Raw genomic sequence first — 12,536 nt, 5'->3', positions numbered from 1 at the left:
CAGACAGTAAACAAAACAGCGCATAAGTAAAAGCAAGTCTTCACAAGAATAAATAAAAACAAAGGCAGACGCTATGACAGACATCACGCCAGACGCACAGTTTAATAACTTCTTTGCCCTATTTGAACAACCTGTACAGTTTGCGGTCGATCAAGAGCGCCTTGACCAACAGCTGCGTCTTCTACAAAAACGCTATCATCCGGACAATCTTGTCGCTGATAGCAAAAATGCAGCGGATAGCGCACAAGCTAAGCAGCAATCAGAGCAAGCCTCAGCGTTGATTAACCAAGCTTATCAAACGTTAAGCGCCCCTGACAGTCGTGCCAGCTACTTGTTGGATATCGCTGGGCAGGCGCAGAACTTAGAGCATTCGATTGCCGATCTGGACTTCTTAGAAGATGCGATGCAAATGCGTATGGATTTGGATGATGCGATTGAAGGCAAAGAGCTTGCCGCGCTGAAGCAACTACATCCGCAGATTACCGAGCGTCTAAATAAGCAATCTGAGCGTTTTGATAGTGCTTATCAGAGCCAAGATTGGCAAACGGCGATTGATGCCACGCAAAAATTAAAATTCTTGGTGAAATTAGATGCCGATGTCACTACGGGGCTTGATGAAGTTGCGTCTGCTGAGCATTTAGATGACGATGATTTATACGTTTAAGACTATGCCAAGTAAACGATTTAACTTTGCCAGTAACGAGCTTATATGTGGATATGATTAAAATAACCACTACTATCCCGTATAATTGTGACTATTAAACTCGCTTTACCATTTTTACTATGATTTGTTAAATCCAAACGCTTACTTAAATTTTAGGTGGTGTGTCAAAAAGTATGCTGATTAAAATTTGAATAATTTTTGAAGTCTTGAAAGCCCTATAGAATCAGAGAACTTCGCATAGATTTCTTATTGGCTTTTATCGCCAGCATACTTTTTAGAACACCACCAAATTTTAAATACTAGTCGCCCATATATTGTATTTGTACCATTTCACTTAATTCATTTTATCTTTGAGTTTTCTTATGTCTTTATTGCAAATTGCCGAACCCAATCAAAGTGCCCAACCTCATCAACATCGTTTTGGGCTAGGAATTGACCTTGGTACGACGCGCTCATTGGTCGCTGTGGTACGCTCAGGCAAGGCGCAAGTTTTGCAAGCTGATACAACGACCGATACTTTATTGCCGTCGGTGGTCTACTACCCAAGTACTGGCAAGCCCTTAGTCGGCTATGATGCCCTTACCCACTTAGCAGATGATCCACAAAACACCATCGTCTCGGCTAAGCGCTTTATGGGCCGTAGTCAAGCCGATATTAAATTCTCCCATCCCTATGAGTTAAGTGGCAGCAAAGATGCCATGCCAGCTTTTGTGACGGCGCAGGGTGAAGTCTCTCCTGTCGAAGTGTCAGCGCGTATTTTAGCCGCGCTAGAGCAACGTGCCGCAAGTGCCTTACCTGACGATAGCATTCAAGGCGCGGTGATTACTGTGCCTGCCTATTTTGATGAAGCGCAGCGTCAAGCCACCAAAGATGCGGCGCAAGCTGCTGGTATTAACGTTTTACGCTTATTAAATGAGCCTACCGCGGCCGCCGTTGCCTACGGTCTTGATCAGCCTAACACTGACAAGAGTGAAAACTACTACCTCATCTATGATTTAGGCGGTGGTACTTTTGATGTGTCTATTTTAAAGCTGAGCGATGGCGTGTTTGAAGTCTTAGCAACAGGCGGCAATAGTGCGCTTGGCGGTGATGATATCGACCGCTTACTGACCAATTGGCTGATTAAGCAATTAAATATTGACCCTAAAGACGTGAGCCTGCACGACAAATCCATACTCGCTCAGCAAGCAAAAAGCTATAAACAAGCATTGACCGATGCTGAGCAAGTCGATATCGACATTGTTGTCAATGAGCGCTCTTTTCGAGGTGTGTTACGCCGCGACGATTTGATAACAATTGCAGAGCCTGTCAGTCGCCGCACGTTAAGTGTCTGCGAGCAAGTACTGCGCGATGCCAAATTATCTGCCGCTGACTTAGATGAAGTCATTTTGGTTGGTGGCTCGACGCGTATGCCTGCTATCCAGCAGGTGGTGGCAGATTTCTTTGCGAAAGAACCGCTTTGCCGCTTAAATCCCGATGAAGTCGTGGCTTTAGGTGCTGCCCAAACTGCGCATCAATTGGTCAATGGTGACAGCGATAATAGCTTGTTATTGCTCGATGTGACGCCTTTATCACTCGGTCTTGAGACTATGGGTGGCTTGGTTGAAGTGCTGATTCCGCGCAACACCCCTATTCCCGTTAAAAAACGCCAAGTCTTTACCACTTACCAAGATGGTCAAACCGGCATGGTCATTCATGTAGTGCAAGGCGAGCGTGAAACAGTGGATAATTGCCGCTCACTTGGACGCTTTGAGCTATATGGTATTCCGCCGATGAAAGCGGGCTTTGCGCGTATTGAAGTGACCTTTAGTATTGATGCCAATGGTCAGCTGACCGTCAGTGCGCAAGAAACAACGACCAAGACTGAAAGTAAAATTGAGATTGTGCCATCTTATGGTCTGTCTGATGAGCAAAAAGAGCAATTATTAATCGCAGGCTTTAAGTATGCGGAAGAAGACAAGAATGCGCGCTCGCTAATTGAGACCAAAGTAGAAGCGGAACGTGAATTATTGGCGCTACAGTCGGCGCTTAACGAGTTTGCGGCGTTAATCTCACCTGAAGAGCAGCAGTCATTGACCGAGAGCATGCAAGCCTTGCAAACCGCGCTTAGCACCGACGACTTAACCGTTATAGAAAGCGCGCAAGGCAAATTAAAGCCACACAGTGATGCTTTTGCCGCGCGTATTATGAATCAAAGCGTCAAAGCAAGTATGTCGGGTACCAGTGCGCAAGATTGGTAGTAGATAGTAGATAGCATTTATGTATCAGTCATATGATAGGCGCTTAAGACACTTATTTAACGACCTTACTAGATTGACCCTTTTTTTATTTTTAATTGATTAGCAGCGGACGAATAACTTATGCCAAAAATTACAATATTACCTCATCATGAAATCTGCCCAGAAGGCACCGAAGTCGAGCTAGAATCGGGCAAAAACTTATGTAAAGCGTTACTTGAAAAAGGCATCAAGATTGAACATGCTTGCGAGATGTCAAAAGCCTGTACCACTTGTCATGTCGTGGTGCGTAAAGGCTTTAACACCTTGGAGGAGATGGACGATATCGAAGCGGATTTATTGGACCGCGCGTGGGGTCTAGAGCCTGATTCACGCCTATCGTGCCAAGTGATGCTTGAAGATGACGATTTAACGATTGAGATTCCTAAATACACCTTAAACCATGCGAAAGAAAATCATTAAATAATAAAGCTGAAGCATGAAATGAAACTAAAAAATCCAGTTATGGTGAATAACTGGATTTTTTATTTTTATAAATACTTTCAAGTCGCAATCAATCTGTACCTAATTATGACTGATATTTTCCTGCTTACTTTCTGCTACTATCTCAAGCAGCGCTGCTTGCTCTTCTTGCTCGATACGGGCAAGGGCTAGATTCAAGCGATTTCTGATATCTTGATAGTCATTATTTTGCATGTCTTTAAAGTTCAAATGCAAATTAAAACCAGGTAGCGTATGATCCACCCATTTTGACAACTGACCTTTATTTTCATCGGGGTCGCGTACTTGCCACGCGCTTACCTTATTATCAAAACCTTTGAGCTGAAAAGCACCGACATATTCACAGTCATAATCATGCGAAATATAGTCATGGGTACTTTCGCTAATAAATATCTGGCCTTTACCCGCGACTGCCTCAAGCCTTGATGCAAGGTTGGCCTCTTTCCCAATCAGCGTATAGCTCAAGCGGTTATTACTGCCAAAATTGCCGACGTGACAGTAGCCAGTGGCAATACCAATACGGATATACAAACCCTCGAAACCGAGCAGCCGCCATTTTTGCCGTAAAGTGCGCATTTCACGGCGCATATCTATCGCCATTGCCACACAATCGAGCGCATCTTGGCGCGGCCCTCGACTGTTCGGCTCGCCAAAAAAGCACACCATCCCATCGCCGATAAACTTATCCAACACCGCGCCGTGCTTATTGGCGATTAACGTCATACAGTGCATATAGGTATTTAGAATGTCCGCCAAATTGTCAGCGCTCAAACTATCGGACAATTCTGTAAAGCCGACAATATCTGAAAACATCATCGTCAGCTTGGCACGTTTATTTTCGACGCTAACGGGACTGTCAGATTTAACGATTGGTTCCCAAACTTGCGGCGGTACAAAGCGCGTCAGTTTATTAATGACAGAAACCATGGTATTTAAACGTCCAGCCGCTTGCCGCGCTCGCGCTTCATAATCTACATAATCACGATAAACATGGCGAAAATGGCACAGTATCACAATCATACTGGCCAATAACACCGCAGGGGTAACAAAGCTGTCGTGACAGTCCATCTCAGTACTATTTAAAGTCACACTGACGTAATAAAAGACAATGACCGTCACTACTGATGCAGCGAGAAGTTTAAGATGGTTTTCAGGGCTACTAAGAATAATTCGCATACCGATGAGCGCTGCTAGACTGAGCGAAATCACTGCACAAAACTGTATCGAACCTATGACCGCTGAAGATAAAATAATAACAATGTTAGACGTCCAAAAACTGGCTGGCCAGCGATAGTTATAGATTAAAATCAGCAAACTCGGCAGACAAACCACGACAGCGAGCGCCATCGACGTCGGACTAAAGTTGTAATGTATTGCGAGCAATATAACCGTTAGTATTAAAACAAAAATTTCTGGATAATCAAATCGATAGGCATTGCTACTACTACCACCCTGTACAGGAATCTTTGGGCTTGTGGTTTCAAAAAATGCCATGGTCAAGGTTCACTTAAAGGAAAACTGTCGAAGGTTTGAATGAAAATTAAAGCGGATTTTCTATCAACATATGTTTTTGCGCAGTCTTTAGATTAATAAGTACTTAGGTTAATAAGCATTCAGGTTGCTAAGCCCTTAACTTAACAAGTAAATACATTAATAAGTAAAACGCTTTATAAACATTTGATAATATAAGTAGATAGGAAATCTACCTATTATACGGCTTTAATGCCTTCTTACCTAGGACACTGGTAAGTAAAAGCATACCACTTGTCGCTTATTAGCCATAAAAAGCAGTGTAAAGCTCATGATTAATAGAAACTATTTGCATTAAAAACGACTTGAGTTAATAACCATAACAAAGACAAAAAAGCCAGATAATATCTATCTGACTTTTTTGAAGTGAAAAATAAATATAAGCCCATACTCAACAACTATCTGAATAAAAACAATTATTGCGCACTAAAACTATTAGAAACGCCTGAATAAGGCTTAATTTTATGCGTCCAACCGCTCTTCCAGTCGCCTTGATGGGTCAATCGATAAGTACCTGCTGGGGTGTCCTTAGCTATTCGCCAATCAATGATGGCTTTACTATACGCCGTTCCTCCGCGCTGCCACGTATAAGTGGTATCAAAACCACTATCACTCAGATAATCGACCCATTTACCATTGTCAAGACGCTGTACTTTTAAGAAACTGTCTTCGGTACGTAGATTATTTTTGGGATGAGCACCGCGGAATACTGCCGTAGCAATGTCACCTTTTTGATAACTGGTTTTAGGCTGAGTGAGGGTTTGTCCCCAAGCTTGTTTTAAAGGCTTATCGTCGAAGACCACCCTTGGACGCTCGTTAAAGGACTTGCCTGAGCGATCAGGCGGTGTGGCGCTGTCATAGACTTCTATACCATCACGCAGCGCTTCAGCCAGCCGCGTGTATTCTTGGATATAAGCAGCGGTTTGATATGGACCATACTTAGTAGACGCGCCTTCGTAATGCTGAGTAGCAAATTCTTCGCGCGTGGTCAAATAGCCGCTATAGTTATTCGCCAAACCATTAATAATAACGGTATCAACCCCCGAGTCTTGTAGTTGAGCAAGCACGGCAGCGCGCATCCGGCGTCCAACCATGGTCGTCGGCTCGGCAGGGATGGCAACGAGAGCGATATTACCGATACGCATCAGTTGCACCGGCTGCTGAGTATTAATCCAGCCCCAGCTTCCCGTTGGCAATAAGACTTGTTTTTCCGCCTGACAATCATCTTGGCTGACGGTTGATACTATACCAAACGCGCCGCGCGTTAAACTGCCCAAAAATGATTGATCGACTTTATTGATATCGTCATTGATACGGAAATTTTCTCGGGTCATGCCCTCATACATACCAGGTATATTCGAGGGGCCATTCTCCCCGCCAGCGGCAAACGAGTAACCACGAGCTGGCATACATAAGACTTTATTACCGGCGCCATTGGTGAATTTACCTTCGACCTGATAGCCCTTTAAGTCAATCCAGCGCGCGCGTACGTCTACTGGTCCAGCAACCGGCACGCCTTGATGCCAAAGCTCAACCGCTTTATCCAGCTGCATCTGCCCATCCCGTCTAACGTTTTCCCACTCGTTATCGCTACCTTGAAAGCCCGGTTTAGAATTGGCATTACCACCTGCCGCCAGCATATCGCCTTCATCAGCATTGGCAAAAGCTGCGACAAACGGCTTGTCTGATGCTCCGCCAAAAATCTTTTCCGCGCCGCGCTGAGCAAAGCCTTTGTTATCAGCACTCAGGTGCATAAATTTATTACTAAAACTCGTTGGATGCAGCGCAAACCAATTGATCAGACCCACTGGGGTGCCATCGGCGTCATTAAGACGCAGCTGGGTCATGGTTTCATTGACATTACTATCAAAATCTTTGACGTCGTTATTATTGTTGTAGGCAAATTCTGAGCGATTGACTGTCGCACCCTTTAGCTCGCCTTGCGCCAAAGATAACGTCCCTGGCGTCAAGGTAGCGTGAGCGCGTTTAATTGAGGTGACAATACCATTGACGATAGCATTGAAGTTTTGGCTACTATAGCCTGCTAGCGTGTCATCGGTACTGGCAATTTGATACAGCTGCTGATGTGAGTAGCCGGCGTTACCCCCATGGGTGTGAGTGGCGGTGAGCATGACATTGTCATCGTTATATAAGTCACCATAATCCGCTTTTAGACGTTTAATGACCTCAAGTTTTACCGCGGTAAACATAGCGCCCATATCTGCTGATACATAGACGACGCGTTTGCCCGTATTTTTGTCCGCTTCGCCAATAATAAAAGCATAAGAGTACAAACGGTCGTTGATACCTTGTACCACCTACCCCGCCGCATAACCAAACATGCCAGTTTCGGCAGCAGCTCCGGTGATATCTGCCTTACCACTACCAACGAGATACTGACTTGTCGGCATTGTTCTCATAGACATAGCAGAAGCGCTACGATTTAACGTGACAGAGCTGTCCGCTGCGGCAGTAGCATTTTCACTAATCGTTGGCCCCAAATCGGACAAGGCTGCCACAGATTGTACGGATGCCGACTGTGTTGAAGCAGACTCCGTTGAATCCGTCTCACATGCCGTTAGGTTCAATACAGTGGTACAAATAGAGATGAGTAACATAAAAGGTCGTAATAGTGGAGGTGCGATAGAGGAAGTAGCCATTTGTTATCCTTAACATAGAGTAAAATCTTCAACTGAAGTATCTCAGTCTAAGATTAAATATCCCGCAACCTGTGATGCGCGCTTAATCAATGATAACTATTGATAACTACCAATGTACATCAATCCACGAAAACGACTGCGAGTACATAAGTTGGCTATATCCATTTAACCAACCCACTCTCTAATATAACGATTAACAAACAAATGTAAAATGTTTTATAGCAACCAAACCTTCAATTGCCCTTAAAAACCACTTTACTATGATTTTACTTTGAGCATACTTACTTAAATAAGATGGCTTAGATAAAACGACTTAAATAAAAAGTACTAAAGTCACATTTATCAACCATTACCTAAAGCTTAACTACATTTGCCAATCGAACGGCATTTGGTGATGACCACGCAGCGCCATCATCAGCGTTTGCTGCATTTGCGCCAACACTTCTTTGGTATAAGGAACGGCAGGAATGCCCCATACTGGATTTGGCCATTGCATGTCGTTTTGATAGCGGACGATATGATGAAAATGTAGCTGCGGTACTTGATTACCGAGGGCAGCGACATTCATTTTATCTGCTTGGAAAGTCTTAGCAAGTTGGCTTGATAACCAGCTCGACTCACGCAAAAACTGCGCTTGGTCTGCCTCAGATAGCTCGTACAATTCTTTGATACCTGATACCCGCGGTACCAATATTAACCATGGAAACTGACAATCATTGATTAAACGACAGGTTGATAATGGGAAATCACCCACTAAAAAACTGTCGGCTGCAAGTTTATGATGAAGTTGGAACATAATGACGGTTCTCTTGTTATGACGCTCAAATAAAAGGAATTAAAATACCAAAAAGCAGAACTGAATTTACTAAACTATAATACGCTTAAAGCATTATGCTTAAAGAAACAGCAGGCTAAATATAAGATGCCGCTATTTTATCAGTTATCCAAGCGATAAAATAGCGCCGTGACTGATTGTCTTAGCGTATGGCATTTGCTGTACTTAAGCGATTTCGTAAATGTGCTTGGTTTAGCGATATAAACAAACAAAGCTAGGCAGACTCTGTCACTGTATGCTCGCTAAAATAGCGCAATAGGTCTTGAATGACGCTGACACGCTGCTGCGGTGTTGCCAGCTTATTGCTATCTTGATAGCGTATACCAGATGCACCGTTCATACGATAGTGCTGACCGTCTTTTTGAATCAGCTGAATAATCGCTAAGGCGTCGACCGGCGTATCAGGCGCAAATTCTAGTGTTAGGCTGCTGCTATTGGCATCAATCTTATTAATCTTGAGCGGTTCAGCTTGTATACGCAGTCCATGAACGGCAAATAATTGCTTAGTCTGGTCGGGTAATGTCCCAAAACGGTCAATCATTTCGGTACGAATATCGGTCAAGGCTTCTTTATCATCAGCATTACTAATACGTTTGTAAAACAATAAGCGCTGATGCACATCGTGCAAATATTCTTCTGGTATTAGCGCCGAGCTGTGCAAATTGATTTCACTGGTCAATGACAGCGGCGTACTTAAATCCGGCTCTTTACCGGCTTTAATCGCCTTCGTTGCGCGCTCAAGCATATCCATATATAAGCTAAAGCCAATCGCTTGCATGTTACCGCTTTGCTGCTTACCAAGGATTTCACCCGCGCCGCGAATCTCTAAATCTTCGCTTGCCAGCATAAAACCTGCGCCCAAGGTATTGGCGCGCTCAATCGCGTGCAGACGGCGCTTAGCATCGCCTTTAAGACCTTTGATAGAAGGCACTAGCAAGTAGCAATAGGCTTGATGATGACTACGACCAACGCGACCACGCAGCTGATGCAATTGCGCCAAGCCAAATTTATCGGCGCGCTCAATGATAATGGTATTGGCATTGGGCACATCAATACCGGTTTCGATAATGGTCGAGCATATGAGCACGTTAAACTTTTTATGATAAAACTGCTGCATCACTTGCTCAAGTTGGCGCTCTTGCATTTGCCCATGCGCGACCCCTACTCGAGCTTCAGGCACCAGTTCACGGACGGTCTCGGCCATACGCTCAATACTGGCGACATCATTATGCAATAGATAAACCTGTCCGCCGCGTAGTAGCTCACGCAAGATGGCTTCTTTTAATAAGGCATCGGTCTTTTGCATAACAAAGGTTTTAATCGCCAGACGACGTGCAGGCGGGGTAGCAATAATCGACATATCACGCATCCCTGAGAGCGCCATATTAAGCGTTCTAGGGATTGGCGTCGCGGTCATCGACATACTATCGACGTCGGTCTGAATCGCCTTGATACGTTCTTTATGGCGTACACCAAAACGATGTTCTTCATCGACAATCATTAAACCCAGATTAGAGAACTTTACATCAGGTTGCAGAAGTTTATGCGTACCGATAACAATATCGACCTTGCCCGCTGCGAGGTCTGTTAACACGGTATCTTGATGCTTTTTACCACCAAAGCGTGACAAGGTTTCGATACGTACCGGCCAATCAGCGAAACGGTCACGGAAATTGTCTTCATGCTGACCGGCGAGCAAGGTTGTCGGCACCAACACCGCCACTTGATAGCCTGCGCTGACCGCAATGAACGCCGCACGCATAGCGACTTCTGTTTTACCAAAACCAACATCGCCGCAAATAAGACGATCCATTGGCTGATTCTGTCGCATGTCTTCCATCACCGCATGAATGGCATTGGCTTGATCAGGCGTTTCTTCAAAGGCAAATTGACTGGCGAATAGTTCATATTGCGATGGGTCAATTTTAAAATGAATACCGACTTTCGCTTCGCGCCGTGCTTGCATATTAAGCAGCTCGGCCGCCACGTCATGGATTTGCTCGAGCGCTTTTTGCTTGGCTTTATCCCATTTACCGCTGCCAATTTTATGTAATGGCGCAAGCGCTGGATCTCCGCCACTATAACGGTTAATCATTTGTAAATTGGCAACCGGTACATAGATACTGGCGTCATCAGCGTACTTTAAGTGAATAAACTCTTGCTCGCCGTCACCAACATCGAGCGTAATCAGGCCATTGTAACGCCCAATACCATGCTCGATATGCACCACTGGACTGCCTTCGGTGATTTCGGTGACGCTTTTAACCAAGAACTCTTCTGATACCCCACTTTGCCGGCGACGACGCGTTTGCAGCACTTGCCGGCCAAATAATTGCGTCTCACTAATCACCACCAAGCGCTCAGGGACGTAAACGCCGCGTTCAATAGGCGCAATGGTCAATCCGACTTGCGGTAACTTATTACTATTATTCTTCGATTTGTCCGCTGCTAAAAATGCCTCAAAGCTATCGTAAGCTTTGACATCTATTTTGCCTTTAAACAGTTCAATCAGAATTTCACGCCGACCCGCCGTTTCTGCCACAATTAATACAGGTGTTGCTGTTTGCGCTTGTAGCGCTAAAAACGCTAACAGTTCGCTAAGAGGTTCGGCTTTTTGATGATTGACTGGTAGTTGTGGCGGTTCTTGCGCGCTTAACGTCACTAGCCCCTGTTTTTTTGGCGTCAGCGATAGTTGCTCAGATGCTAAGGTTGCGTCATCGTTATCAATGCTATCAATCGCAGCAACATCAGTCATGGTCGCAAGCTCATTGCGCGCACTCAGTATCACCCGCGGATAATGATTAAGGTGCTCGTTTAGACTATTTGATAGTAGATACAACAATTCAGGCGCAACGATGGGCTTGTCAATATCGTGACGGCGCTCTTCATAACGGCGCTGAATTTGTGACCAATAATCTGCCTGCTTTTCGTTAATCAGCTCATCTGTTATAAACAGCGCATCGCTTGGCAAATAGGAAAACAAATTACTTTCTGCCATCCAATCCTTTAAATCAAAAAACAGTGGCTGATAATACTCAAGTCCGCTACTGGCAATACCTGCCATGACATCTTTATGCAGCTCAGATTTGCGGCTACTGGCATTGGGGAACATAGCAGCAAAGTTGGTGCGGAACGTCTCCCGCCCTTCATCGAGCGGAAACTCTTTAGCGGGTAGTATTTGAAATTGCTTAATGGGCTTTGAGATATCTGGCAGTTTATGCAGCAGCGATAGCGATTCTTTGCCCATACTGCTATCGTTGCCGCTTATCATGGTTTTGAGGTCATCAACGGTCAATGTGCGCTGGGTCTGCGGATTAAAAAAGCGAATGGTTTCAATTTCATCATCGAATAAGTCTAGGCGTAGCGGAAATGGCTGACCCATGGCAAAGATATCAATGATACTACCACGTACGGCAAATTCGCCCGGCTCAAAGACGTTCTCAACCGCGCGGTAACCCGCCTTTGCCAATAGTTCGCGCTGAGTATTGATATCGAATCGATCACCGACACTCAAATCAAAATGCTGCCCTATCAGCCAGCTTGGCGGTGCAACACGGTGCATCAATGCCTGTACCGATATTAACAACACCCCTGACGTTGGCATATCCGTTAACAGATTAATACGTTCGCTGACGATATCTTGATGCGGAGACAGCTCATCATAGGTCAGCGTTTCCCAATCAGGGAACACATAAGCATCGACGCCGCAAAATGCCAACTCCGTCTCTATCTGGTTAAGCTGATTTTGGTCACGCGTCACCACAACCTTTAGACGGTCAGCCACATCCCATAGCGGCGTTTGTACCAGACTTGCGAGCCACAAGCTACTGACTGCTCCATGCACAGGCGCCAGCCAACGCCGCTCGGCATTCTGGATAGGAAATAACTGCTGGTTAATAGGGTCAAAGGCGTCGGTCAAAGCAGTGATAGACATAAAGAATAGGGTCAACGTTAAGAGTCAGAAAGCTATTATACGAATATTTGCGCAATTACCAAAATTTATGCCGTAACGGTTTGTCACTTAGCCTTGTTATGAAAAAACCAAAAACTATAGTTAAAATATCCTAAAAACGCTACGGTACTGCTGATATCAATTTTTTGTAGCCTCT

At 44.8% G+C, this 12,536-nt stretch carries 8 protein-coding genes; 3 read left to right on the top strand and 5 right to left on the bottom strand.

Annotation, left to right across the window (positions count from 1 at the left end; genetic code table 11):
- Positions 1 to 73: 73 nt before the first annotated feature.
- The 3 genes from hscB (at position 74) to fdx (ending at position 3,363) form a co-directional block, all read left to right on the top strand.
- The gene (gene hscB / locus B3R91_RS03880; protein WP_286796558.1) at positions 74 to 664 is read left to right on the top strand and encodes a Fe-S protein assembly co-chaperone HscB; all 591 of its coding nucleotides are present in this window, start codon (positions 74 to 76) and stop codon (positions 662 to 664) included.
- 362 nt (positions 665 to 1,026) lie between these two features.
- On the top strand, positions 1,027 to 2,904 hold the full coding sequence (gene hscA / locus B3R91_RS03875) for a Fe-S protein assembly chaperone HscA (RefSeq protein ID WP_286796557.1): 1,878 nt from the start codon (positions 1,027 to 1,029) through the stop codon (positions 2,902 to 2,904).
- Positions 2,905 to 3,024: 120 nt separating this feature from the next.
- Positions 3,025 to 3,363 (top strand): ISC system 2Fe-2S type ferredoxin, encoded by a 339-nt coding sequence (gene fdx, locus B3R91_RS03870; protein WP_286796556.1) that lies wholly within the window; start codon positions 3,025 to 3,027, stop codon positions 3,361 to 3,363.
- A 102-nt stretch (positions 3,364 to 3,465) separates the two neighbouring features.
- Here the strand turns inward: fdx and B3R91_RS03865 are convergent, their stop codons facing one another.
- From B3R91_RS03865 to mfd, 5 genes are all read right to left on the bottom strand, one after another.
- On the bottom strand, positions 3,466 to 4,896 hold the full coding sequence (locus B3R91_RS03865) for an adenylate/guanylate cyclase domain-containing protein (RefSeq protein WP_286796555.1): 1,431 nt from the start codon (positions 4,894 to 4,896) through the stop codon (positions 3,466 to 3,468).
- A gap of 452 nt (positions 4,897 to 5,348) precedes the next feature.
- On the bottom strand, positions 5,349 to 7,250 hold the full coding sequence (locus tag B3R91_RS03860) for a neutral/alkaline non-lysosomal ceramidase N-terminal domain-containing protein (RefSeq protein WP_286796554.1): 1,902 nt from the start codon (positions 7,248 to 7,250) through the stop codon (positions 5,349 to 5,351).
- Positions 7,251 to 7,592: a hypothetical protein gene (locus tag B3R91_RS03855; RefSeq protein WP_286796553.1), complete on the bottom strand. Its 342-nt coding sequence runs from the start codon at positions 7,590 to 7,592 to the stop codon at positions 7,251 to 7,253.
- A 364-nt stretch (positions 7,593 to 7,956) separates the two neighbouring features.
- The gene (locus B3R91_RS03850; RefSeq protein WP_144296506.1) at positions 7,957 to 8,388 is read right to left on the bottom strand and encodes an HIT domain-containing protein; all 432 of its coding nucleotides are present in this window, start codon (positions 8,386 to 8,388) and stop codon (positions 7,957 to 7,959) included.
- 253 nt (positions 8,389 to 8,641) lie between these two features.
- A complete protein-coding gene (mfd, locus tag B3R91_RS03845; protein ID WP_286796552.1) occupies positions 8,642 to 12,361 on the bottom strand; it encodes a transcription-repair coupling factor in 3,720 nt (1,239 codons plus the stop codon).
- Positions 12,362 to 12,536 lie beyond the last annotated feature (175 nt).

Source organism: Psychrobacter sp. UBA6291 (genome assembly GCF_002439405.1).
In the GTDB taxonomy this organism is placed as follows: Bacteria; Pseudomonadota; Gammaproteobacteria; order Pseudomonadales; family Moraxellaceae; genus Psychrobacter; species Psychrobacter faecalis.
This window is presented reverse-complemented; position numbering and strand designations above follow the sequence as displayed.

Excerpts from the sequence above, each read along its gene's own strand:
- B3R91_RS03855 (WP_286796553.1), bottom strand. The coding sequence starts at position 7,592 with ATGGCTACTTCCTCTATCGCACCTCCACTATTACGACCTTTTATGTTA.
- hscB (WP_286796558.1), top strand. The coding sequence starts at position 74 with ATGACAGACATCACGCCAGACGCACAGTTTAATAACTTCTTTGCCCTA.
- hscA (WP_286796557.1), top strand. The coding sequence starts at position 1,027 with ATGTCTTTATTGCAAATTGCCGAACCCAATCAAAGTGCCCAACCTCAT.
- B3R91_RS03850 (WP_144296506.1), bottom strand. The coding sequence starts at position 8,388 with ATGTTCCAACTTCATCATAAACTTGCAGCCGACAGTTTTTTAGTGGGT.
- B3R91_RS03865 (WP_286796555.1), bottom strand. The coding sequence starts at position 4,896 with ATGGCATTTTTTGAAACCACAAGCCCAAAGATTCCTGTACAGGGTGGT.
- mfd (WP_286796552.1), bottom strand. The coding sequence starts at position 12,361 with ATGTCTATCACTGCTTTGACCGACGCCTTTGACCCTATTAACCAGCAG.
- fdx (WP_286796556.1), top strand. The coding sequence starts at position 3,025 with ATGCCAAAAATTACAATATTACCTCATCATGAAATCTGCCCAGAAGGC.